Raw genomic sequence first — 22,792 nt, 5'->3', positions numbered from 1 at the left:
AACGAAAAACTTCTTTTTGGGGTCTTAGCGCTCTTTTAAAGGGGTAGCAATATCTGTTCGGGGCAGCGTTCGGACTGAGCAAACCGAAAGCCTACTCCCAGCAGCCGTATCCCCCGTTTCTGCCGGTACCACGCTGCCAACAATAAGCGCATAAATTCCGGAGCTTCAAAAGGGTCAGTAAGATGTGAAACCTTCGTTTCCAACACCGTTTGCTCAAAATTATCGAATTTTAGCTTCACAAATTTTTTACTTATCGGATACTTATTTGATAATTTTCCGTAGCGATGCCGGAGGCCAGCAATTAATTCGTCCAAATAGCCAGGCACCTGAGCAGGATCAGAGATATCTTCCGGGTAAGTTCGCTCAATACTCACGGATTTTCGTATGTGGTGAGGCTGAACACAACGACTATCTATGCCTTTACTCATGTCCAGTAGCCTTTGCGCAAAACAACCAAATTCCTTCGCCAATGTATTGGGATCAAATTCCTTAAGGTCTTGACAATTCAGCAATCCATATCGGGAGAGCTTACGCTCAGTGGCCGGACCAACACCGGGAAGTCTCGCCAGAGGAAGCTTACTCACAAAGGGTGCCACCTCATCGGGGGGCACAGCAAAAAGTCCATCCGGCTTTCTCCAGTCACTGGCGATTTTTGCCAAGAATTTAACGGGCGCCACACCGGCAGAGACACTAATTCCCAATTCCGCTCGAACGACCTCCTTTATATTTCTGGCAATCAACGTTGCACTACCTTTCAACAAATCACAGCCCGAAACATCCAGGTAGGCTTCATCAAGAGATAGCGGCTCGACGCACTCGGTATAGCGATGAAAAATAGACAGCAACTGCGATGACACATGCCGATAAAGTTCGATATCGGGCTTTACGATAACCAACTCCGGGCACAATCGTTTCGCATAAGCAGAAGCCATCGCCGATTTCACGCCATATTGCCTGGCCAAGTAATTACAGGTTGCAACAACGCCCCGTCTATCTGGCGCGCCGCCAACCGCAACGGGCAGCTCTGCAAGTTTGGGGTTTTTACGTATTTCCAGCGCGGCAAAAAAACAGTCTGCATCTATGTGGATGATTTTTTTCATTTTCAAGCGACTCTTAACGAACTCACGGCTCAACAAGCCCGCTCATATAAAATATGGGCGCCAACAAGACCGAATGCGGTACGAGCCTTATCGGCGACAAACATCGTCAACGGACAGCAATGGTACTTCCCACTCAAAACGTCTTTTAGGCTAAACAACACACATAGTACTGTTTATTAATACAGCCCGCAAAGGCTATTTATTCCTACCTGGCAGGCCCAAAGACAATCTAAATTTTCTCTCACGCCCAAGCGCGTCTGCCGTCTAAGCGTGCGATGCTGGCAACACCGCCCGCCTCTACACATTAAAACCCAAAAGAGTGGAAGCGCCTTTCAATAACGCATCCAGTAAAGGAACACTTTGTATTACGTCCATACACACTAGGCTGAGCAGCGCATACACAGGCTTTTTCAAAAACTCCCGGGTATTGAGCGGTGACCTTTACAAAGCATAAAACGGGATTTGAGAGTGTTTCAACAACTATTCTAAATTTAGATATGAATAAAAATGCGAAATAACCGATTTTATGTGTCAAACCGATCTCGACGGACATAAAACAATTTCATTTCGCCATAGAATTACAAGGTCAATGTGGAAGTCCCTTAAAGAGGTAAAGTCAATCCTATTAATTCAACGTTAAACTACTCCATACGAATGGGAATACTGATTATTTTCTAAAAATTCAGTAATTCCACCGAAATCGCGTTTATGCGTAAGTGTACGAAGTTAATTACAGTCTAAAACAATGCTACCAACCACAAAGGATATTAGCGTTTCATTAAAATATCGCTGCACAACTAGCGAATTTTTGAGTTCTACATTTAGTTCACGCATTTGCTTTAAGTAAGTGAAATTTCGGCACCCAATTAAACGCTTTTATTTAATATGGATCCGCGTAAAAATGCGAAAAATAGTTAAACAGGCAATGAAAATCTTTTTTTTATTAAAAAACACTAAAAAAGCATGCTAAATCGATGAAAAAACTTGAATTTTTCTTGTTATTTCGTAATGTAGTGCTACAACTTTCATAAGTACAACCAACAAAGGGTAAGGGTAATTACTATGGCCGCTAGAAAAGCAAAAGTTGTCGATTCTGTCGCCGCGCTAGAAAAGGAACTTTCAGCGTTAAAGGGCAAACTGGAAAAAGCTCGTTCAGCAAAGTTAAAATCTGCTGAAGCAAGCGTAAAAACTGCCACAATTCAATCAACATCTGCAGCGAAGAAAGCATCTACTGCGAAAGCAAAAGTCGCCTCCATTCGAGCCAAAAAGAAATCGGCTGCTCAAACCAAGCAATTGGCTGCAGCAAGAAAAGTAGCTGCGGCTACATCCGCCGCCGCCAACACTATAAAAAGTACATTAACTGAGGCAAAAACAGCCCTCGCCACAGCAAAAACTGAAGCAGCTCAAGCCTCGGCACTAGAAAAGGCCATCGCAAAAGAGGAAGCTGCATATATAAAGAAAGTTCAAATAGCTGAACAATCCGCTGCAAAGAAAGCGGCTGCCGCCGCTAAAGTTGCCGCTAAAAAGGCCGCAATCAGAGAGAAAGCTACCGCTAAAAAAGCCGCTATAAAAGCCAAAACTGCTGCAAAGAAAGCTTCTATCGCAGCGAAAACCAAAGCAAAGAAAGCAGCTGCAAAAGCGAAAACAAAGACAAAGGTAAAAACGGCTCCTAAGGCTACAACCAAAGCCGCACCTAAGCGTCGTGGTCGTCCTGCAGCCAAGAAAGCGGCTCCTAAAGCTGCGGCCAAGCGTCGTGGTCGTCCTGCGGCCAAGAAAACGGCCCCTAAAGCTGCGGCCAAAGCAGCTCCTAAGCGTCGAGGTCGTCCCCCCAAGCAAGCATAACTAGCATCCCGCTTTAAAGAAGGCGCCTAACGGCGCCTTCTTTTGTTTTGAAACTCAGATGTTTTGAAACTCAGAAATAACGTTTTCAGTCTACTTTCGAGGTTTAATCACCACCTCTGCCGATTTATCCGTACCAACCCGGCATGTTGCCCGATATTTTAAGGGTGTGCCTGCAATATTTTTTGCATCGAATTCCATAATAAATACCGCACTGTCGTCATTAAACTCCAACGGATTGGCTTGCTCTGGGGTATGAAGCTGTAACCCAAGCATAAATATCGTTTGTTTTTGGAATTCGTCCAAGCAGGACTCGCGGTAATCCTGTTTACGCTTTTCTTCTAACATCCTTAGCCGCTCAACCTCTTTTACGCTTAAAGGCCCTTCAGTGGGAGCTTTATGCGTAAGCGTTTCTTTGCTCACGCCATCAACCATTTCGTTGTAACTCAAACCATCTTCGCGACGGCACTGTATTCGAAAAATGGGGCGATTTTTGCTGCTTTGCTCAAAATCGAGTGTTCCCCGTAAAACTTCAACACAAATATCCAAGTTTTCTGCAGCCTGAGCAGACTCTTTTAAATCCAAATAATACTTGTGGTATTTAGCTGGCAACCACAATCTTTCTTCGTTGATTGCTACTGCAGGCATAACATAAAGTATTCCTATAAGCGAAATCAGTTGCCAATTCATCGCTTTTAGGGCCTCCCTATACCCGAACATCAAACGTATAGCCAAATAAAACCTGTAAATTGTCTTCATCTTATTCAATACCAAATCAATAACTAGGGCACGTCAAATACCTGCAAGCATCGAACATCCACTTCATTAATATTAGTTGACTTTCCTATGCTCGTATCAATTCGTAGAACGGTGCCACCAAGACGGATATCCGAGATTCGCCCCAAGAACAATCGTTAAAAGCCTATTACAAACGACTCTAGCTGCGAGCAGGCAACGCATTTGTACATGGTCGCACCTCTACAAATGGAACTTGGCCACTTACAAAGAGGAGGATAAAAGCAAAGCCGCAACCTTCGTGCTCCTTGCTCGAGCAGCAAGACTTGCACCTCCGTTTCAAATTGGGAATCAACCAAATACAAGAGCCACAACAATGATAGTCTCATAAGGCACCCAAACAGCACGTCCGCTAAGCGGCCATCCGTTTTACGTGAATTCGAATAAGTTTGAATGATTTAACCCAGCGGGTAAAAATTAGCGGGCAGAAAGAGCATAGGCCCTTTACTGTCATCTTGGAAATTCGCTCTCATAACTGGCAAGCAGCTTATTGAAAAACGTAAGTGAGACCGTCAGGTCAAGGCGAAATTGGCGGAGAAGCGGAAAATATAACGAATAAATGAGTGTTTTGAGCCAGATTTAACGCCTCGCTGGCAACGCCGATAACTTGTCAACGGCCTGCAGGGCGCTTAGACAAAAGTGTCTACATTAGAAGGCTGCAAATAACGATCAACTGCCGATCGCTATAGAACGTTAGAGCACATTACTCACCTAGGGCTACTAGGCTACTGTAATCCAGCTTTTCCCGTGGAGATATTGAGAGCCGGTCGAATTCAAGGTTCCAGATGACCAGCAGCCTCGCCAGAGCTCTTGCCTGTTCATCCAGACTTTTGAGTTCTTCAAGCGTGTCTTTTTGACCCGTGTAGAGTTTGACTTTACGGTGGTTCGATGCGAAAGACTGGTCCGGGTATGACATGCGGTAAACCTCCAATTTCCAGCGAAGGTTGTGAACCATATTTCGGTAGTATTCTAGCTTCGTTGATAAAGATATTTTTCGAACATCATCTAGATCACCAAAGACCTGGAAATCCGTACCAAAAACCATAACAGACTTGCAGTTTGGATCTGCAACGACAGTGGCTGTTCGCTCGTGGTCTATCAATACTGCCAGATCGCCAAACACTTCACCGGGAGTAATGTAATTCACCACTTTTCGCTCATCGTCACCGCTGCCAACAATAACGGCCAACTGGCCCCGCAGAAGAAAGTACAGCCACTGATCATTCTGGCCCTGCTCTAGCAACACCTCCCCCGGACGATACTCAATAATCCTCGAGTAACTCATCAGTAAATCGTACTGCCACGGATCTCGCTGCTTAACCGCCTTGTAAAAAGGAATTGAGGAAAGCAAATTATAAAGCGAAGATTGCTCGTAGCGGTGTAAAGGGTGTACTTCCATAGACGAATTGCCTCGTGGTGAATCCACGTAATTTGGGTGTGATTGTTCTTGTAAAATAACCGATTATCGTTGTCGTAGCTCCATTTACACACCTTTTTTGTATATTTTTGTTGTTTTGCAACCTGCTTCACACCCCCGTGTAAGGATCATGCAACATAAACTGACAAAATGAACGTAAGCATATGATATTTAGGTTCTTTTTGACGCCAAAATCATCACAAGATAGACTGTTTACATAAATTGAGAGTTTGATTTAGAACTGTATTTATACACCGCATAGGCTTGAGTTAGTTTCATATTGGTGTAGAGTAGTACTTTAGTTTCAGAGCGCCTTGAGAAGGCTGGTAGGTGAGAGGTTCATACACATTGACAAGGCGATACCTGATAACTCACAAAACAATAAAACTATAGGTTCCAACTTAAATCTTGTGAGACTCATATGCGCAAATATAATTTTTTACGCTCTATAAAACTTTCAGCAATTGCTGTGCTTTTACAAGTCGTGGCATTAAATGTCCACGCAGCGACTTCACTCAACGGCCTATCCATTCACTCTCAGCTCGGAAAAGAACAGTTTATCGCCGCTCTGTCAGTAACCAGTCTATCTTCCAGCTCCTCACAAATACTGATGGCGCCGGAGGATAAGCAAATTCAGGTACGCATTCTAGCTAACCGGTTATCTGCACGCAGCTTCAAACGCATGTGGATCGAAGGTATGGCCATTAACGCCAGCTCCGCGGAACTCACCGCAAATGCGCAATATATGGCTGATTTCAGTAACATGCTGAAGGTTAAGCTGATCGCCGGCGATATTTTTACTATTCGCCGTAAAGACGATTCCGTACAAGTCATTCTGAATGGAATCGATTTGGGTGAAATTCAAAGCTCTGAGTTTTTTAATCTACTGTTAAGAACCTGGATCGGACCAGTTCCACTTTCGTCCGGTTTTCGTGATGGCCTGCTGGTCGCGGGAAATGTAGACTCTGAATTACTGGCACGTTTCGATGCAACAGTCCCGAGTGACGAGCGCATTGCCGCAATACAGAGTGTGAAGTCTTCACAACCCGCTGCGAACACCCAAATAGCCGCTGCCGCACCTGCTGCCGCCGCAATCGTTACTAAACCAGCAGCTCCCACAATTGTTGCCCCTCCAGCACTGGCAAGCCCTATTGCGACGGTAAAACCCGAGGTTCAAGCTCCCGTAGTTGACGAGCAGGAAATCGTAGTAGCTACTCCAGTTCCAGTGAATAAAACACCTGCAGCGGAGCCTCAGCAAGCCCTGCTGGATGCGGATTTACTAGAAGAAGAAGAGGAAGATTTCGACTTTACCGCCGAAAGCCTGCTCGCTCAGCAGCTATACATCGCCAGCCTAAAAAAATGGTCTTACAGATTCCTGGTCTACCCCAAAAGAGCTCTGGAGCGCGGGTGGCAGGGTCACGTTAGACTTAACGTTACGGTCGACCGCACGGGCGAGGTGCAGGATGTGGTTGTCATAGAAGGCTCCAAATTTAAAGTGCTAACAAAAGCAGCAGAAAAAGCAGTGATGAAAGCCAGCCCCTTCCCCCCGATACCGCAAGACCTCAAGGGGGAGACCTTCTCTTTTACACTCCCCGTTGTATTTCAGCTAAAATAGCTAGCCCCGTTCAGAACCTAAAAAGCCGCTCATTTTTAAAAATGAGCGGCTTTTTTACATCAACGGCCTGACTGTTCTAGCGTCGGGCAGCCAAGCTTTCCAACCTCTCCAGCACAACCCTCTCGATATCTTTAACTTCTATTGCGGACAACTTGGGAAGATGTACAAGATTTATCATATGCAGGTGCAAGCAGGGCGTCTCGGCATTAAGTTCACGTAAATCACCCTTCACCAGTACCGGTAAAAATGGCTTGTCCGCTGGCCTTTTCTGATTAATAAGGTTTAATCCCACCTCTAAAGGTACTGCCCGCCCCTTGGCGCTCGCAGTCCTAAGCGGCAGGATAATATTTAAGCGCTTAGATTCAACATCATTTTTGTCTGCAGGAACAATAAACAAGCCTGTCGGGCGCACTGCATCTTCAATGATGCCCTGTAATGTATCGTGATGAGCGTATGGATTAGGTAGGATTACCAGCTTTCGGTTTTCTTCTTTGGGGAAAAATATATTGTAGTTGGTATAGAGTTGTTCAACCGACCCGGAATAAACGCATAATTGATTTTCGAACCCCATAACAAAGTCCTGGGCTCGCTGCCTTTTCTTGAAAACGTCTAAATCCCATACGAGATCTTTATTTTCCATTCTGGTCTAACTCTTATTGCATAGCTGTTTTCCGATGTTATCACCGATACGAGGCCGCCTGGAAGACGGCCAGTCACAATTATGCATTGGAAACTATCCACAGTAAATTTCATTCGATGGATAACTTGCCGTTAAACCTTCTTGAATTGAGCAGATTTCCTGTAATTTCGAGCGTGATAACCAACAAAAAACAACCACAATTACGGGTCAAAACAACTCTACAGAGCTATCTTCATCCTTATTTTGTGGGCTAGCATTAACCATTGCCGTTTTTTCAATCGAAGGAGCGTTATCAACGGTTTTTAAACTCGTTTCAATAGCATGTTCAAGTTTGGCGAAAATTTCATCAACCACCAACCCTTCATTAAAAATTCGGTTCGTTTCAGCAATCGCGTTAACCGTCGCGTTTTCCAAGAAATATTCATTCTCTTCAGTAAGAGCCAATGTCGGCACTTTACTCTGAATCAGCTCGGCCACGTTTTCAACTTCAGTCACAATATCGCACATGACTTTTTGATACGAATCTTTAATTGTCACCATCACCGAGCCCACATCCTCCGAGATTTTACGCAGTGCAGCTTTTTCATCCAAGAGATGCTGCTTGTCTTCTAAAACCAGAATACGTGCATTTAAACCCTGTAATAAAGAAAATGTATTGTCTTTAATCGCACCATATTTTTCCTTATCGTCAACAGGCATGTTCTTAACAAGAAGGGATACACAGTCATAATTTATGATTGTTCTGCACCCAAAATCGATATAGCGCCCCTCCCCCGCCAGCTGGGTAAGCATTTGTGATTCCAGATCCTTGGCCATACCGTGAGCTTCCATATTTTTAACACCCATAATGCTACGCATTTGAAGGCTACAATGCAGGCCGTATCGGCCTAACGTACGAAAAAACAGTTGCCCAAGCTCATCAACGTTATCGCAATCGTGGACCCCCAGTAAGAACTGAATATTTGCACCTAGGTCACTGTTGTCCGACATGGCAGAATGGGCGGTTTGATTCGCCAGCTCCAACCGTGATTTCAGCTGCTGGTTCGCTATCTGGTTAAAGATACTTTTGTTTATACGAGCGCAGGCTTCATCGCCCGCCATAGAAGTATCCAGATAGTCATCGCAACCAATTTCCAGCGCTTTTAACTTATCTTCGAGCAGATTCTCTTCCGCCACCACAATCAGCGGAGTATCAACCATACATTCCTCTTCCAGAAGTTTCTGGCAGTACAGCAAATCCATTTTTCCTGCTTTCACACAATCGAATACAACGGCCCTACAGTCTCCCTCGGTAAGCAGCTGTTCTGCCCCCTCACCGGCCTCGATCAAGCGCGCAGAAAAATGATTGGCGATATGAACACCCAGCGCCGACTCCTGCTTCGAATAAATAACCATTACTTTTTGTAATGACATTTTTGCTACCTCGTATTTAACACTGCTCTATTTGCTTGATAGCGTATCAACGTGCTCAAAACCTTCAGCCACAAGCAATTAAATATATTAAAAGCTAGTTCAAAAATCATTGGTTTACCAATGGCCACAACCCCTATCGTTGATTGCGGTGACAACAACGTAAGCCAATCCATCTTCACGCACTGTACAAATAAAACACAGGCGCAAAGACTACGTGCTAAATTTAAAATGAATTCAGACCACCGCTTAAATCCCTAACCTTCAGGTTTTCAATCATGACTGCACCAAACCGTCTACCTGACCGCCTACTCCCGCTACAAGCCGCCATCCTCGAGCAGATCAATGCCCACCATATCGATGTCCCCATGTTACCGGAGGTGGCTGGCAAGGTCGTACGGCTCACTCAGGACGTAGATTCCGATGCATCCGAACTGGCGACGTTGATTCAAAGTGATCAAACACTTGCCGCACACGTTATGCGCATAGCGAATTCCGCGCTTTACAGCCCCAATAGCAGCCTCGTATCGCTTCAACAGGCCTCTGCACGCCTTGGAATGAAGCTGATTTCTGAAATCGCCCTAGCCGCCTCGATAAACTCCAGCCTGTTTAATACGCCTGGCTACGAAGAACATATTCAGTACGAAATTCGCTGCTCGCTAATGACAGGGCTATGGGCGAAAGAAATTGCGCGCGTCTCCAGGCGTAATGTCGAAGCCGCGTTTATCACAGGGTTGTTGCACGCTATTGGCCGTCCAATTGCGGTGCAAACAGCTCTAAAAGTTGCTGCCGAATCAAACACAACGCTCGATACAGCGGAAGTTCTGGCGCTAGAGGATAAGTTCCAACGCCAAATAGGGGTGCAAGTAGTAGAACAGTGGGAAATGCCCAGGCTTGTTGTCGATGTTGTGCGGTTTTTTGATTGCTATAACGATGCTGGAGCCGCCCGAAATCAGACGATGATTGCCATCGCTGCGGAAGCCTTCACCCATCATTTTATGAGTGAGCAGGGAGATAACAACTGTATATCCCGTGAAGAATTAGTTTCACAAGTCGTTCTCGCCGAACTCAATCTCTATCGGGACGAAGTACTTGAATTATTAGAAAAACAAGACTTGGTGAAATCTGCAATGGAGGCCATGACCGCGTGAGTAACAACAACCAATACGATATGTTAATCGTCGGCAGCGGGCCGGCTGGTCAAAAAGCCGCCCTACACGCCGCGCAGTCAGGATCCAGAGTCGCACTAATCGAGAAAACCCGAGAATTGGGTGGATCCTGTGTTCACAGGGGAACCATTCCCTCAAAAACGCTAAGAGAAAATGCACTTCGCGTGAAAAACATGCGCATGAACGCCGAGCTTGCCAATTTTGAGCTCCCAGAAGATGTTGAACTCGCCACCCTGATTAACCGCCTGAACGATGTTCTACTAGCCCATGATACCTACATGCGTCGTCAGCTGGAGCGTTCGAGTGTTGAACTTATCCACGGCCGCGCACGTTTTATTTCATCGACAGAAATTGAAGTCATCACTGTTGCCGGAGAGAAATTCTCGCTAACTGGCGAATGCATTGTTATTGCCTGCGGCTCTCATCCGCACCACCCCGATAATATTGCTATCGATCACGAGCACCTCTTCGACAGCGATTCCGTTCTTTCCATGATGTACCTGCCAAAAAGCTTGATAGTGCTCGGCGGTGGAGTAATCGCCAGCGAGTACGCGTCAATATTTCAGGCGCTGGGAGTGGAGGTCACCATGATAGACAAATACCCGCTACCTCTGGGATTTCTCGATAGTGATCTGACCGAAACATTCGTGAACGGATTTAAACACATGGGGGGAACTTGGCTGGGGGAAACAGTTGTGACTCGAGCTTATTGGAACGGTTTTGATGCTGTGATTGCAGAAACCGAAGACGGCCGGCAAATAAAGGGTGAAAAGCTACTCTGCGCGGCAGGGCGTATCGCCAACGTTAAGGAGCTGGGGATTGAAAATGCGAACCTGAAACTGAATGATCGCGGCTTGATTAGCGTGGACGAAAATCTGCAAACCAACATTCTCGGGATTTATGCTGCGGGAGACGTGATAGGCCCACCATCTTTAGCTTCAGCATCAATGGAGCAAGGCAGGCGCGCAGCGTGTAATGCTCTAGATATGCCTCCGGGTATAATGCACAACATTATTCCTACCGGCATTTATTCCATCCCGGAATTATCTTCCGTCGGTCTTAGTGAGACACAGGCAAGAGAACAATACGGCAGGGTGTTGGTTGGTGTTGCCCGATTCGATGAAATTGCTCGCGGGCAAATTTCTGGGATACAGAACGGAATGCTGAAAATTGTTTGCGACCCAGCAGGAAAAAAGGTACTGGGCGTTATGATTGTTGGGGAAGGAGCAACCGAACTAATTCATATTGGCCAAATGGCGCTGCTTTCGGATGCCCGGGTAGACCTCTTTGTGGAAAGTATTTTTAACTTCCCAACACTGGCAGAAGCCTACCGTGCCGCCGCTTTAGATATTGTTCACCAAAGAAAAAAACTGTAGGTCAATTTTATTTTTCCCCTAATCGGTTCAACACTAACTGGGTTTTGACAAGACTGCGGCCAGAGCCAAGCAGCACACCAATCCAGCGGGTATCGTCGAAACTTTCCAGTGCAATCTTAACCGTCATGGTCAATGGGATGGAAAGCAACATACCCACCGGCCCCAATACCCACCCCCAGAAAACCAAGGAAAGAAACACCACTAAAGTGGATAGATCCAAACCTCGCCCCATCATTCGGGGCTCCAAAAGATTGCCCACACCAAAGTTCACAGCGAGAAAACCAACGCCAACCAAAGCCGCGTCTCCCACTCCCAACTGTACAACAGCTAATAGCACTGCCGGAACGGCAGCAATAACAGACCCCAACGTTGGCACAAAATTTAGCAAAAATGCGAGCATTCCCCAAAGCACAAAATAATCCACGCCCAGCACCCATAACCATATAAGGATTATCGTACCAGTTAGTAGACTCATCAGAGCTTTAATTGCCATATAGCGGTTCACTCCCGCAGAAAACTGATTAATGGCAGCAATCGTTTTTTCGGAATTTCTAGACGTGCTCTTCAGCTTTTCTGAAAAGCCAACCTCCTCACCAAGAATGAAAATAACCGTGAGTAGAATCATAAAGGCATTCGTCATTAAGTTGCCCAAAGTTGCCAACGTGTCCCCCGCGACCGATAAAGCTGCTGCCGGGTTAAAACTGGTACGGATTTGCTGTGCGTCTACCGAAAGCCCCATCGCAGCCAACTTTTGAAATAACCCAGAGGTAAGCTCTGTTAAGCGCATCTGATAAAGCGGTAAGTCCTGACGAAAATCAGCAATGGCAGAGCCGACTACAACCCCTACTACCAAGCCTCCTACGGCGATATTGGCTACCACAATTAGCATGGCTAACCACCCAGGTAACCCTTTGGATTTCATCCACATCAGCGGCGGTGTACAAATGACGGCAATAAATAATGAGAGTAGAAAAGGAACCAGTAGTGATTCTGCGGTACGCATTCCAGCAACTACCACGATAAAAGCGGCCAATCCAATTAGGAAACCTGTTATATGCGATCGTTGCTCCATGTACACACCTTTACTATTTTTATTATTGATTATCGGGGAATTTACCCTTGTATAAAGAGGTTAAATAACGGCGAATACTCGCTGCATCCTCGACATGATCTCCCGTTGTCTGCCACTTTGGGCCGATCACTAAACGCTTGGAGGGATAATCCCAAGCAATAACATGAATCGGAACCTCGGCTCGCTCCGCAACGCGTAAAAAGCCTGTTTTCCATTTATCTACTTTAGCCCGTGTACCTTCGGGTGTAATCACGACCCACATTCTATCTTTTTCACGATACCAGGTCGCTATTTGCTCAACAATATCATCCGGTGCATTGCGATCAATGGGTATTCCACCAAGGCGCATAAACAAGCCCTTGAATGGCCAGAAAAACGCCTCTTTTTTCATTAAAAAAGATAAGCGAACCCCCAAAGCCATTACCGTGAACATCGCCAGCACGAAATCCCAATTAGACGTATGGGGGGCAGCAGCTAAAACCAGCTTCCCCGTATTGGGCATCTCCCCTTCCATTCGCCAGCCCAGCATTCGCAAAAAACTGCCTCCTAACCAACGGCGAAATGGCCCGCCGGCACGAGGAATTTCCTCTGGAACTTCAGGCAATAACTTATATTTACCTGCCATAACGACCTCTACATTTATCCTTTAAATGTTTACCCGTCGCCTAGTGTTCACGAGTCGACCTAAAGACAACATCAGGATAGCGCTCTTCGGTTAGCGACAGGTTTACGCGTGTAGGCGCCAAGTAGGTTAAATGGCCACCACCATCAACACTCAGGTTATCGCCACATTTACGTTTAAACTCAGCCAGTTTTTTGTCATCGCCACAATCAACCCATCGAGCCGTCGTAACATTCACCGGCTCGTAGATCGCCTCAACCTTATACTCATCCTTCAGCCTATAGGCGACGACTTCGTACTGCAGTACCCCAACCGCGCCGACGACAATATCATTATTGTTCAAAGGGAAGAACACTTGCGTCGACCCCTCTTCTGATAACTGCTGCAAGCCCTTCTGTAACTGTTTGGTTTTCAATGGATCTTTTAAACGAATACGGCGAAACAGCTCCGGCGCAAAATGAGGAATACCGCTGAACTTTAGCTCCTCACCGCTGGTAAAGGTATCACCAATCTGGATGGTGCCGTGATTGTGCAAACCAATAATATCGCCAGCAATAGCCTCTTCTACTTGGCTTCGATCTCCCGCAAGAAAAGTAACCGCATCGGCTATTTTTACATCTTTACCAATACGCACATGCTTCATTTTCATTCCCTTGGTGTACTTACCGGAGCACACACGCATAAACGCAATCCGATCCCTGTGCTTGGGGTCCATATTGGCCTGAATTTTAAAAATAAAACCGCTAAAGTTATCTTCCTCCGGCCGCACGGTTCGCTCGCTCGTAACCCTACTAAGCGGCGTGGGTGCCCATTCTACAAAACCATCAAGCATTTCACGCACGCCAAAGTTACCCAGCGCGGTACCAAAAAATACTGGCGTTAATCTACCCGCGAGATATTCATTCACATCGAAGGTATGGGTCGCACCGCGCACCAGCTCGATCTCTTCACGAATATCCTCAGCGTAAGGGCCGAACAGCTCATCCGCTTCGGGGCTATCGAGACCCTGTATTTTCAGATCTTCGGGAATCGCATGCCCGCGCCCACTTTTGTAGAGATGGATAGTGTCCGTATAAAGGTTATAAATTCCTTTGAACTCTTTCCCCATTCCTACGGGCCAGTTAATGGGCGCCGCTGCAATTTTAAGCACGTCCTCTACTTCATCCATAACCTCAATTGGATCACGTATATCGCGGTCCATTTTGTTGATAAACGAAAGAATCGGCGTATCCCGTAGGCGGCAAACCTCCATCAGTTTGATGGTCCGAGCCTCCACACCTTTAGCGCCATCGATAACCATCAATACCGAATCCACTGCGGTAAGCGTGCGATAAGTATCTTCGGAGAAGTCCTCGTGCCCCGGCGTATCCAACAAGTTCACAACCCGCTCTTTGTAGGGAAACTGCATGACAGACGATGTTACTGAAATTCCCCGCTCTTGCTCCATGCTCATCCAGTCGGATTTAGCGTGAGGCCCTTTTTTACCTTTTACCGAACCGGCTAACTGAATGGCATTGCCGAACAGCAATAGTTTTTCGGTGATAGTGGTTTTACCCGCATCCGGGTGGGAAATAATGGCGAAGGTACGGCGCTTGTCGATGTCTTGCTGAAGGCTCATTTAGGATCTGAATCATTCGTGGTGATTTAAGGAGGGCGATTATGCCCTAAGCATTGTCCCTGTGTAAGAGATAGTCCCAAAAACCCTCTCGGGAGATACGGCTGTAACTCGCAGGGTGCTCGTCATATTAGCACTTGGTCGCGGAAATATCGTCGAAACTCTTTACAGCAGAGCCCGCAACGTATTTATAACTCTTTGTTTTAAAAGAAAATTGTTTGTGGTACAAAAAGTGCATTAGGCACGATCAAACGTCTTCCCTTTACTCTTTTTCAACTACTGACTATATGGATATAAAACTCATGTACCAAAAAGCTTTAAAGGTACTTATCGCTACTGCTGCCGTTGCCATAAGCCTGAACGCAACCGCTCTACCTCTCAGCGAATACAACCTAATTCTTGCCGAGGATTACAACTTCTCCGGTGGCGATGTGGAAGGTAAAACATTTATTGGCGGCAACCTAAACGCCTCTGGTCGAGCCGTGGACCTAGCGACAAAAGAGCCAACGCTAACACTGAGCGATACGGTAAAAGTAGTGGGCGATATCAATGCCAACAACATTAATATCCAGCACGGCAATATCATATACGCGGGTAGCAACAACGTTACTGGCTCTATCAATTTTAATGGTGCTGGCGGGCTAATCCACGATAGTTCCTTGAGTATCGATGCGGTAATGGCTGACCTTGAAACAGCCTCGCTGCAGTTTTCAGGGCTGTCTGCTAACGGTGCTTACACCACAGGCACTACTTCTCTGGACTATCTAGGCTCAGATGCCGTGGCTGTTTTTAATGTTGATGCTACCGACATCTTTGCTCAAAACAACAGCCTACGCCTGAACTACAACGCAGCAGAAACGGTGATTATCAATGTTAGCGGTTCAATTATCGAAGCTAAAGGCGGCGTTAATCTGGTAGACGGCTTTCGATCTCACGAGCTTGGAGCCCGAAATATTCTATGGAATTTTTTCGAAGCTGATACCATCGACTTTAACAATATCGCGATGTTTGGATCGGTATTGGCAGCAGGCGCGGATATTACCGGCGGAGCGGTTTTCGACGGTTCAGTAGCGGCGAACTCATACACCGGCGGACGTGAATTTCACCGTTTCTTGTTCAACCCTCCAGCCATTGACGTACCCGAGCCCAGCTCCGGCATACTGCTTATGCTGGGAATCGGTTTGCTCGCCCTTGGCCGGCAGCGCCAGTTAAGCAAAAGCGCTTAACCGATACGCAGAGATTTGCCGTATATATGGGCATCTTCTCTGCCCCGATCTGCAGGGTAGTATGCAGGGCGCACACCAAGACAGTTGAAGCCGCATTTATCATACAGGTGAATCGCGGCTTCGTTTGATGCCCGCACCTCCAGAAACAGCTCTGCAGCAAAATCCTCCAAAACCTCCCCCATTAACTCCAGCATCCTGCTCGCAACACCCCGCCCCTGCCACAAGGGATCAACCGAGATTATCAGTAGCTCTGCGTCACCAGAAGCTATGGAGAACACCGCCAACGCCACCCATTCTTCGTTAGTCTGAACACCAATGCAAATATGGCTATTGGCAATGGAATCCTGAAAATTCCGCTCACTCCAGGGGTGAGGGTTGGATCGCTTCTCAAGCGCCAGAATGGCCTGCAGGTGGGAGTCATCAAAGTTGCGCAGCTGGCAGGCAGCACCGTCCGGCAAGTCGAAGTCACTTTTAAGATCTAAAGCCAAAAGCTAGTACCTTTTAACAAAGGGCCAGCCCGTACTTCAACAAGCTTTGCCAAACATTTTTTTTAAGCGCAGGCTGATGTAATAGCTGCGCAAGACTGGGAAACACCAAAGCATCAGCGGCGAAGGAGTCTATAGAGACCCTCTCATAGAGTGCGCTTTGGTAAGCCTGAACACCCGGCTCCACCGCAGACAAAACCCGAAAGCTCTCCTCGCCAAACAACATCATCGTGGTTACCGGTCGCGAAAGTAGCTTTCCTTCCAGAAAAGACGCCACCATTTCCCTTGCCGCAGCCCAGCTTTTAGGCTTACCCGGCAAGTCTGTCAACGGCCATCTCAGCGTATCCGCCACCGCTGGGGCACCTTGCTGTCCGCAGGCCCGTAAAATATTACTAAGTAAAGCTTCTGTGGGTAAAGCCGCCCCCACTTTCCTGGCGTCCATAACAAGTAAATGCTCACTAACTCGCCACAAATCCAATGTAAATTCGGCCGCCTGTTGGATACCCGCATCGACTGAAGGTTCCGTAAAAACTTGCTTTTCGGGCTCGACGACTTCTGTTGTTGAAACAGGCGCAGCTACTAGCTGATCGACCAGCCGGCTCTCTTCCAGCAAGCCGCCAATCGCTTTCGCTGTGCGCAAACCGGCTCGATCATCAATAACGGGTAATGGCGGCGATTCTTGATTGGCAGGAAATTCAGGTAGCTCACACAATTGAGATATCTGAGCCTGAGGAAGTGTGAAGCGGGGCACGAACATGTCGATACCCATTGCTTCCATATACTGCATGCGCTGACGTTCATTCATGCTCGGCAGTTTACCCTTTGGCAGCGCGATAACCAAACCCTAAGCAATCGCTACACACCGTCGCGCTGAGGGTGCGAGCGCTTGTTTTTGGACGCAATCAGATTAAGTGCATGCAGGTAAGCCTTCACTGAAGCCTTAACGATATCAGTATCAGAGCCTATGCCATTAACAATATGACCATCACGCTCCAGCCGCACCGTGACCTCTCCCTGGGAGTCGGTACCCTGGGTAATGGCATTAACTGAGTAGAGCAGGAGATCAGCGTTGCTTTTCACCACGCTCTCGATCGCTTTATAGGCTGCATCTACCGGGCCACTACCTTCCGACTCGGCTACAGAATCCTCGCCCCTCACCTGCAGCGTCAGCTTCGCGACCGGCTTAACGCCAGTTTTGGAGCAAACTTCCATATCCACTAACAGGTAGGTTTCCTCCATATTCTCGCTACCTTTGGCTGACACCAGCGCATGGAGGTCTTCATCGAAGATTTCGTGCTTTTTATCAGCGAGATCCTTAAAGCGTGCAAAGGCTTGGTTCAGCGCGTCCTGGTTATCAAACACAATCCCCAGCGCTTCGAAGCGCGCTTTCACCGCTGCGCGCCCAGAGTGCTTACCCAGTACAATTTTATTGGTATTCCAGCCCACATCTTCCGCACGCATGATTTCGTAGGTCTCGCGATGCTTGAGTACGCCATCCTGATGAATGCCAGACTCGTGAGCAAAGGCATTAGCCCCCACAATGGCCTTGTTTGGCTGAACAGGAAAGCCAGTAATAGAAGATACCAGACGCGAAGTAGGCACAATGTGCTCAGCGTTAATACCTGTATGGACCGGAAAAATATCCCTGCGGGTACGCACCGCCATAACGATCTCTTCCAGCGAAGCATTACCTGCGCGCTCCCCAAGACCGTTGATAGTACATTCTACTTGGCGCACGCCATTCATAACCGCCGAAAGGGAATTGGCCACAGCAAGCCCCAGATCGTTGTGGCAGTGCGTGGAAAAAATAGCCTTGTCTGCGTTTGGTACGCTTTCGATCAAACGTTTAAACATTGCGCCATATTCGCCCGGCTCACCATAGCCAACGGTATCCGGCACGTTAATGGTCGTCGCCCCAGCTGCGATAGCGGCTTCAGTTATACGGCACATAAAATCGAATTCAGAGCGACTGCCGTCCTCCAGAGAGAACTCTACATTATCAGTGTAATTACGCGCGCGCTTTACGGCGTGAATCGCTTGAGCCAGTACGCGCTCAGGATCCATTTTCAGCTTGTACTTCATATGAATCGGGGAGGTGGCAATAAAGGTATGAATACGCGAAGAATTCGCCCCCTTTAGAGCTTCTGCCGCTCGATCAATATCGGTATCGATGGCGCGAGCAAGACTGCATACAGTGGAGTCCTTTACCGTATCAGCAACCGCTTTTACCGCCTCGAAATCGCCCTGGCTGGCAATAGCAAAGCCCGCCTCAATCACATCGACATGCATTTTCTCCAACATTTTGGCAATACGTACTTTTTCTTCACGGGTCATACTTGCACCCGGACTTTGCTCGCCATCGCGCAGCGTGGTGTCGAAAATTACGAGTTTTTCTTTATTCATGTTTTTCTCCTATCGCCTGCCGGGATCGCCAGCAATGCGGTTACATTTCTTCGAGCGGTAAGCTCAACAGGGAAAAGTAAGCTTATAATTAGTGGGAAAGTTGTTACGAAGTTGCGCTAAGGCAGTAAAAATAACGGGCATAACAACAGCGCACGCTGAATACGAACCGAAGTGTGGTGCCGCTGAACAACTGTTGACATATCTGTGAGCCTTAAGAAGAGCCAGTGAGTGGAAGGGATTCTAGGAGCTATAGTGAAACATATCAATATTCATCCTAACATTTAGATGATATTAGGATGAAAAAACAATATAACTGCTATGCGCCTCGAATATGAAAAACACTCATCCTAATAACCTTTATAAAACTAGGTAAAAGATACAAGGGCATTTACCTTAAAATAGGCTGCAGAGCAGATATCTCACATAACGCTAGAGGAAGTATTGAAGAATGGAGTTAAGCTTTCTGAAAGCCCAGCATACGCTGTAGGGGAATCATGGCCTTTTCTGCCAATACTGAGTCGACGAAGACTTCACAATGACGAGCGTGCTCATTTTCAAAATCTCCCACAAGCTGAGCGAGATTCTCAAGCTCGTTCATCGCCATCCATGGGCAGTTGGCACAGCTTCGACAGGTGGCGCCACTGCCAGCGGTAGGCGCGACCATCAATTGCTTATCCGGACAAGCCTGCTGCATTTTGTAAAAAATGCCCTGATCAGTTGCCACTATAAAAGAGGGGTTAGGTAGTGTGCGCGCCGCTTCAATCAGCTGACTGGTCGAACCCACCGCATCAGCAAGGGCCACGACGGGCTTTGGCGACTCAGGGTGAACCAGCACAGCGGCTTCGGGATAGAGTTTTTTAAGGTCTTCGATACCACGAGCCTTAAACTCTTCATGAACGATACAGGAACCATTCCACAGCAGCATGTCGGCACCGGTCTGCTCAGCCACATAATTGCCCAGATACTTATCCGGCGCCCATAGAATTTTTTCGCCCTTGCTGTCGAGATAATCGACTACGTCCACCGCAATGCTAGACGTTACCACCCAGTCTGCACGAGCTTTTACCGCAGCAGAAGTATTCGCATAAACAACCACTGTACGATCCGAATGCTGATCACAGAAAGCCGAAAATTCATCCGCAGGGCAGCCAATATCCAACGAACAAGTCGCTTCCAGCGTTGGCATAAAAACACGCTTTTCCGGCGACAGGATTTTCGCTGTTTCCCCCATAAACTTCACACCCGCCACAACCAATGTTTGAGCTTGATGGCTCCGTCCAAAGCGAGCCATCTCCAGAGAGTCGGCTACGCAACCACCGGTGGCTTCGGCCAGCTCCTGAATCTCGGGCGAGGTGTAGTAATGAGCAACCAAAACGGCATTATGCTGTTTGAGCGCTGCCTTGATCTGCAGAACCAACTGATCGCTATTAACAGGTTTTTGGTGAGGCGCTGCCAATGCGACATCGAGATAGGCTTTCACCACCCCTTCAGCGCTTTGCGAGTGTTCGGTTTGATCGGACATATGAGAGCCTCTACTGCATTACTCTAACTTCAGGCTACGCCTTTCAGCGGTTAAAATCCATAAAGACAAATAGCAAAAAAGGGAACATAAATGTTCCCTTTTTTTGGATGGTGGGTCGTACTGGATTCGAACCAGTGACCAATTGGTTAAAAGCCAACTGCTCTACCAACTGAGCTAACGACCCTAAAAGCTCAAATACTGTTTTTCGGGCTCCGGCGGCTGAATCAGCTCACCCCCGAAAGAGGCGCACATATTAATGATTTGCCCTGAAAACTCAAGAGCTTTTTTACATTTATTTCATAAACTTTAGTTAATACGCTGGTAGATCGTCGGATCATCCACTCCAGCATCCAAAAAACCTCTGCTGCGCAACCGGCAACTATCACATTTACCACAAGCGTGACCGGCTGCGTCAGCCTGGTAGCAGCTAACCGTTAAACCGTAATCAACCCTTAAAGCGTAGCCCTGGGTAATAATATCGGCTTTGGAAAGCTCTATTAACGGCGTTTTAATAGAGACAGGCTTGCCTTCTACCCCCACCCGGGTCGCCAACGCAGCCATTAGCTGGTAAGCCTTGATATATTCTGGACGACAATCGGGATAACCCGAATAATCAACCGCGTTCACACCAATAAAGATCGATTCCGCCTCAAGAACTTCAGCCCACCCCAAGGCGATGGACAGGAAAATTGTATTGCGTGCGGGCACGTAGGTAACAGGAATACCCACGGTCTCTGCTTCAGGAACCGATATATCATCATCGGTCAATGCGGATCCACCAATTGCACGTAGATCCAGCTTAATAACCTTGTGCTCAACGGCCCCCAATGTTGCCGATACCTTTTCTGCAGCCTTTAGCTCCGCGGAATGGCGCTGGCCATAATCAAAACAAAGGGTGTAACACTCATACCCTAAATCTCTGGCCATCGCCAGTACGGTGGTTGAATCTAGCCCCCCGGAAACAAGGACAACGGCTTTTTTAGACACCGGGCTTTTCTCCCCATAATTGTTTATGTAATTGTAACTGAAACCTGACTTTAAGCCTGTCCCGCAAAATCCACTCAGCCAATTCCACAGGCCTCACTTGCTCAAAACTAGGTGAGAACAATACCTCGCCAACGCATGCAACCAGCTGATATTCATCAATTTTAAAGCGAGACCATTGATAATCCTGCTCGTCGCAGATAACAAATTTAACCTGATCTTTCTGCTTTAGAAACGCAATGTTCTCATAGCGGTTTTTGTCCTGCTCGCCGGAAGCCGGTGTTTTTAAATCCATCACAATGCTAACACGCGAATCCACACCACTAATATCCATAGCACCGCTGGTTTCCAACGACACCTGATAACCAAGATCGCACAAATACGTCAATAACAACAGACACGCTGGCTGTGCTAGAGGCTCACCCCCCGTAACACATACATGCTGTGGCTGATAACGGGAGACCTGCTCGGCTACCTCGGCGAAGGTTTTGCGCTCACCGCCGAAGAAGGCATATTCTGAGTCACAGTAGACGCAACGCAAAGGGCAGCCAGTTAGGCGCACAAAGACGGTGGGACACCCCACCGTTCGGGCTTCACCCTGCAGCGAATAAAAAATTTCGGTAATACGAAGACTGTTATCGTTCATTGACGACTCAAGGTAAAGATAGGGAGCGGGATTTTAGCGAATACCGCCGCAAACAGCGAGTGTAGCTGATTACAGCGGTTTTGGGAGGCTTATGGACCGAAGTGTTCTCGTAGATAGCTTTTAGCTAGCTTAGACGCTCCCGTCGAGGAGGCGGCCACCTCATTCAGTAGTGCGCGAGCCTGAGCTTCATCACCCATTAAATGATAAACCTTGCCCAGCTTGAACTTGCCATCCGGCACTTTGCGGTGCCCAGGAAAATCTGCCAGTAGCTGGCTGAACCATTGCCGCGACTGTTCCAGCTCACCTTTCAGTAGGTAAATCTCACCTAACCAATAGGTGGCATTAGCCGCATAACGCCCTTGGGGATAAGTTGCTAGATGCTTTTTCAGCTCCACAATAGCGGTATCGTATTGCTGCTTTTTTAAGACCAGGTCAATAGCAGCGCGATAGTGACGAATCTCTTCTTCCGGTGCAGGAGCCGCTTGAGCAGCTTCTGGAACCACGGCATCCCCAGCCGAAGTAACCTGCTTACCTTGTCCCAATGCGCTCAAACGTCGATCCAGGTCCAGATAATCATCCAGGCGCTGCTGCTTCAGACGCTTAATCTCATGCGCCTGCAGCTCGATCATACCGCGCAACTCCAGAACCTCCTGCTGCAATACCTGCAACTGGTAATAAAGTTCGCCAGCCTGCTGAGCCGAATTATTAGGCGGCGGTGGAGTCGTCATCGGGGGCGGCATCCGAGATACGCCGGCGGGAGAGCGATCGACAACTTCTACCTGCGCAAAAACGGAAGAAGCCGCTACCAAAACGATAGCGGCTGCGAGTGATTTTAATATCATCAATTTGTGTAACT

Annotated in this window: 20 protein-coding genes and 1 tRNA gene; 5 read left to right on the top strand and 16 right to left on the bottom strand. The window is 47.4% G+C overall.

Translation table 11 applies throughout. The features are described 5' to 3' along the window. Window positions 1-35 precede the first annotated feature (35 nt). Window positions 36-1,100, bottom strand: a complete 1,065-nt coding sequence (gene dinB, locus H5715_RS00190) for a DNA polymerase IV (RefSeq protein ID WP_075188357.1) — start codon at window positions 1,098-1,100, stop codon at window positions 36-38. A 1,062-nt stretch (window positions 1,101-2,162) separates the two neighbouring features. On the opposite strand from dinB, the gene H5715_RS00185 reads away from it, so the two are divergent. Continuing rightward, complete coding sequence (locus H5715_RS00185; RefSeq protein WP_075188356.1) at window positions 2,163-2,942, top strand: hypothetical protein; 780 nt, start codon at window positions 2,163-2,165, stop codon at window positions 2,940-2,942. Between the two features lie 90 nt (window positions 2,943-3,032). Here the strand turns inward: H5715_RS00185 and H5715_RS00180 are convergent, their stop codons facing one another. Together H5715_RS00180 and H5715_RS00175 are read right to left on the bottom strand one after the other, a co-directional pair. Then, window positions 3,033-3,629: a hypothetical protein gene (locus H5715_RS00180; RefSeq protein ID WP_075188355.1), complete on the bottom strand. Its 597-nt coding sequence runs from the start codon at window positions 3,627-3,629 to the stop codon at window positions 3,033-3,035. 808 nt (window positions 3,630-4,437) lie between these two features. After that, window positions 4,438-5,133: a cyclic nucleotide-binding domain-containing protein gene (locus H5715_RS00175; RefSeq protein ID WP_075188354.1), complete on the bottom strand. Its 696-nt coding sequence runs from the start codon at window positions 5,131-5,133 to the stop codon at window positions 4,438-4,440. A 439-nt stretch (window positions 5,134-5,572) separates the two neighbouring features. On the opposite strand from H5715_RS00175, the gene H5715_RS00170 reads away from it, so the two are divergent. After that, window positions 5,573-6,766, top strand: coding sequence for a TonB family protein (locus tag H5715_RS00170; protein WP_075188353.1), 1,194 nt, complete (start codon window positions 5,573-5,575; stop codon window positions 6,764-6,766). A gap of 76 nt (window positions 6,767-6,842) precedes the next feature. Here H5715_RS00170 and H5715_RS00165 read toward each other — a convergent pair whose 3' ends face one another. Further along, window positions 6,843-7,406 (bottom strand): hypothetical protein, encoded by a 564-nt coding sequence (locus H5715_RS00165; RefSeq protein WP_075188352.1) that lies wholly within the window; start codon window positions 7,404-7,406, stop codon window positions 6,843-6,845. A 207-nt stretch (window positions 7,407-7,613) separates the two neighbouring features. Further along, window positions 7,614-8,819, bottom strand: coding sequence for a response regulator receiver protein (locus tag H5715_RS00160; protein ID WP_075188351.1), 1,206 nt, complete (start codon window positions 8,817-8,819; stop codon window positions 7,614-7,616). A 275-nt stretch (window positions 8,820-9,094) separates the two neighbouring features. Here H5715_RS00160 and H5715_RS00155 point away from each other — a divergent pair, with 275 nt between their 5' ends. Further along, entirely contained in the window at window positions 9,095-9,967 is an 873-nt protein-coding gene (locus tag H5715_RS00155) for an HDOD domain-containing protein (RefSeq protein ID WP_075188350.1), read from the top strand. Then, the gene (sthA, locus tag H5715_RS00150; RefSeq protein WP_075188349.1) at window positions 9,964-11,361 is read left to right on the top strand and encodes a Si-specific NAD(P)(+) transhydrogenase; all 1,398 of its coding nucleotides are present in this window, start codon (window positions 9,964-9,966) and stop codon (window positions 11,359-11,361) included. Before H5715_RS00155 ends, sthA begins: the two co-directional genes overlap by 4 nt. Window positions 11,362-11,368: 7 nt before the next feature. Here sthA and H5715_RS00145 read toward each other — a convergent pair whose 3' ends face one another. The 3 genes from H5715_RS00145 to H5715_RS00135 are packed head-to-tail and all read right to left on the bottom strand — an operon-like array spanning window position 11,369 to window position 14,673. Continuing rightward, window positions 11,369-12,433, bottom strand: coding sequence for an AI-2E family transporter (locus tag H5715_RS00145; protein WP_075188348.1), 1,065 nt, complete (start codon window positions 12,431-12,433; stop codon window positions 11,369-11,371). Window positions 12,434-12,455: 22 nt separating this feature from the next. Next, window positions 12,456-13,058, bottom strand: a complete 603-nt coding sequence (locus tag H5715_RS00140; protein WP_075188347.1) for a 1-acyl-sn-glycerol-3-phosphate acyltransferase — start codon at window positions 13,056-13,058, stop codon at window positions 12,456-12,458. A gap of 40 nt (window positions 13,059-13,098) precedes the next feature. After that, a complete protein-coding gene (locus H5715_RS00135) occupies window positions 13,099-14,673 on the bottom strand; it encodes a peptide chain release factor 3 (RefSeq protein ID WP_075188346.1) in 1,575 nt (524 codons plus the stop codon). A 299-nt stretch (window positions 14,674-14,972) separates the two neighbouring features. On the opposite strand from H5715_RS00135, the gene H5715_RS00130 reads away from it, so the two are divergent. Continuing rightward, window positions 14,973-15,896, top strand: a complete 924-nt coding sequence (locus H5715_RS00130) for a choice-of-anchor A family protein (protein WP_075188345.1) — start codon at window positions 14,973-14,975, stop codon at window positions 15,894-15,896. Here the strand turns inward: H5715_RS00130 and rimI are convergent. The 8 genes from rimI to H5715_RS00090 all read right to left on the bottom strand — a co-directional run bounded on the left by rimI (window position 15,893) and on the right by H5715_RS00090 (window position 22,778). Continuing rightward, entirely contained in the window at window positions 15,893-16,384 is a 492-nt protein-coding gene (rimI, locus tag H5715_RS00125) for a ribosomal protein S18-alanine N-acetyltransferase (protein ID WP_075188344.1), read from the bottom strand. The two genes, H5715_RS00130 and rimI, sit on opposite strands and share 4 nt — an antisense overlap. A gap of 13 nt (window positions 16,385-16,397) precedes the next feature. Further along, window positions 16,398-17,186 (bottom strand): hypothetical protein, encoded by a 789-nt coding sequence (locus tag H5715_RS00120; RefSeq protein WP_139309957.1) that lies wholly within the window; start codon window positions 17,184-17,186, stop codon window positions 16,398-16,400. A 50-nt stretch (window positions 17,187-17,236) separates the two neighbouring features. After that, window positions 17,237-18,784: a 2-isopropylmalate synthase gene (locus tag H5715_RS00115; RefSeq protein WP_075188342.1), complete on the bottom strand. Its 1,548-nt coding sequence runs from the start codon at window positions 18,782-18,784 to the stop codon at window positions 17,237-17,239. A 454-nt stretch (window positions 18,785-19,238) separates the two neighbouring features. Further along, window positions 19,239-20,306, bottom strand: a complete 1,068-nt coding sequence (gene nadA / locus H5715_RS00110) for a quinolinate synthase NadA (protein WP_075188341.1) — start codon at window positions 20,304-20,306, stop codon at window positions 19,239-19,241. A 108-nt stretch (window positions 20,307-20,414) separates the two neighbouring features. Continuing rightward, a tRNA-Lys gene (locus H5715_RS00105) sits at window positions 20,415-20,490 on the bottom strand. Between the two features lie 122 nt (window positions 20,491-20,612). Then, window positions 20,613-21,293 (bottom strand): 7-cyano-7-deazaguanine synthase QueC, encoded by a 681-nt coding sequence (gene queC, locus H5715_RS00100; protein WP_075188340.1) that lies wholly within the window; start codon window positions 21,291-21,293, stop codon window positions 20,613-20,615. After that, complete coding sequence (gene queE / locus H5715_RS00095; RefSeq protein ID WP_075188339.1) at window positions 21,286-21,936, bottom strand: 7-carboxy-7-deazaguanine synthase QueE; 651 nt, start codon at window positions 21,934-21,936, stop codon at window positions 21,286-21,288. The genes queC and queE overlap by 8 nt, the downstream gene beginning before the upstream one ends. A gap of 89 nt (window positions 21,937-22,025) precedes the next feature. Beyond that, on the bottom strand, window positions 22,026-22,778 hold the full coding sequence (locus H5715_RS00090) for a YbgF trimerization domain-containing protein (RefSeq protein WP_246434811.1): 753 nt from the start codon (window positions 22,776-22,778) through the stop codon (window positions 22,026-22,028). Between the last annotated feature and the right edge of the window lie 14 nt (window positions 22,779-22,792).

The organism is Teredinibacter haidensis (genome assembly GCF_014211975.1).
GTDB lineage: Bacteria > Pseudomonadota > Gammaproteobacteria > Pseudomonadales > Cellvibrionaceae > Teredinibacter > Teredinibacter haidensis.
This window is presented reverse-complemented; position numbering and strand designations above follow the sequence as displayed.

Excerpts from the sequence above, each read along its gene's own strand:
- nadA (WP_075188341.1), bottom strand. The coding sequence starts at position 20,306 with ATGTCCGATCAAACCGAACACTCGCAAAGCGCTGAAGGGGTGGTGAAA.
- H5715_RS00135 (WP_075188346.1), bottom strand. The coding sequence starts at position 14,673 with ATGAGCCTTCAGCAAGACATCGACAAGCGCCGTACCTTCGCCATTATT.
- queE (WP_075188339.1), bottom strand. The coding sequence starts at position 21,936 with ATGAACGATAACAGTCTTCGTATTACCGAAATTTTTTATTCGCTGCAG.
- H5715_RS00115 (WP_075188342.1), bottom strand. The coding sequence starts at position 18,784 with ATGAATAAAGAAAAACTCGTAATTTTCGACACCACGCTGCGCGATGGC.
- H5715_RS00170 (WP_075188353.1), top strand. The coding sequence starts at position 5,573 with ATGCGCAAATATAATTTTTTACGCTCTATAAAACTTTCAGCAATTGCT.
- H5715_RS00140 (WP_075188347.1), bottom strand. The coding sequence starts at position 13,058 with ATGGCAGGTAAATATAAGTTATTGCCTGAAGTTCCAGAGGAAATTCCT.
- H5715_RS00175 (WP_075188354.1), bottom strand. The coding sequence starts at position 5,133 with ATGGAAGTACACCCTTTACACCGCTACGAGCAATCTTCGCTTTATAAT.
- H5715_RS00185 (WP_075188356.1), top strand. The coding sequence starts at position 2,163 with ATGGCCGCTAGAAAAGCAAAAGTTGTCGATTCTGTCGCCGCGCTAGAA.
- H5715_RS00130 (WP_075188345.1), top strand. The coding sequence starts at position 14,973 with ATGTACCAAAAAGCTTTAAAGGTACTTATCGCTACTGCTGCCGTTGCC.
- H5715_RS00145 (WP_075188348.1), bottom strand. The coding sequence starts at position 12,433 with ATGGAGCAACGATCGCATATAACAGGTTTCCTAATTGGATTGGCCGCT.
- H5715_RS00180 (WP_075188355.1), bottom strand. The coding sequence starts at position 3,629 with ATGAATTGGCAACTGATTTCGCTTATAGGAATACTTTATGTTATGCCT.
- H5715_RS00120 (WP_139309957.1), bottom strand. The coding sequence starts at position 17,186 with ATGAATGAACGTCAGCGCATGCAGTATATGGAAGCAATGGGTATCGAC.
- H5715_RS00155 (WP_075188350.1), top strand. The coding sequence starts at position 9,095 with ATGACTGCACCAAACCGTCTACCTGACCGCCTACTCCCGCTACAAGCC.
- dinB (WP_075188357.1), bottom strand. The coding sequence starts at position 1,100 with ATGAAAAAAATCATCCACATAGATGCAGACTGTTTTTTTGCCGCGCTG.
- H5715_RS00160 (WP_075188351.1), bottom strand. The coding sequence starts at position 8,819 with ATGTCATTACAAAAAGTAATGGTTATTTATTCGAAGCAGGAGTCGGCG.
- H5715_RS00165 (WP_075188352.1), bottom strand. The coding sequence starts at position 7,406 with ATGGAAAATAAAGATCTCGTATGGGATTTAGACGTTTTCAAGAAAAGG.
- H5715_RS00090 (WP_246434811.1), bottom strand. The coding sequence starts at position 22,778 with ATGATATTAAAATCACTCGCAGCCGCTATCGTTTTGGTAGCGGCTTCT.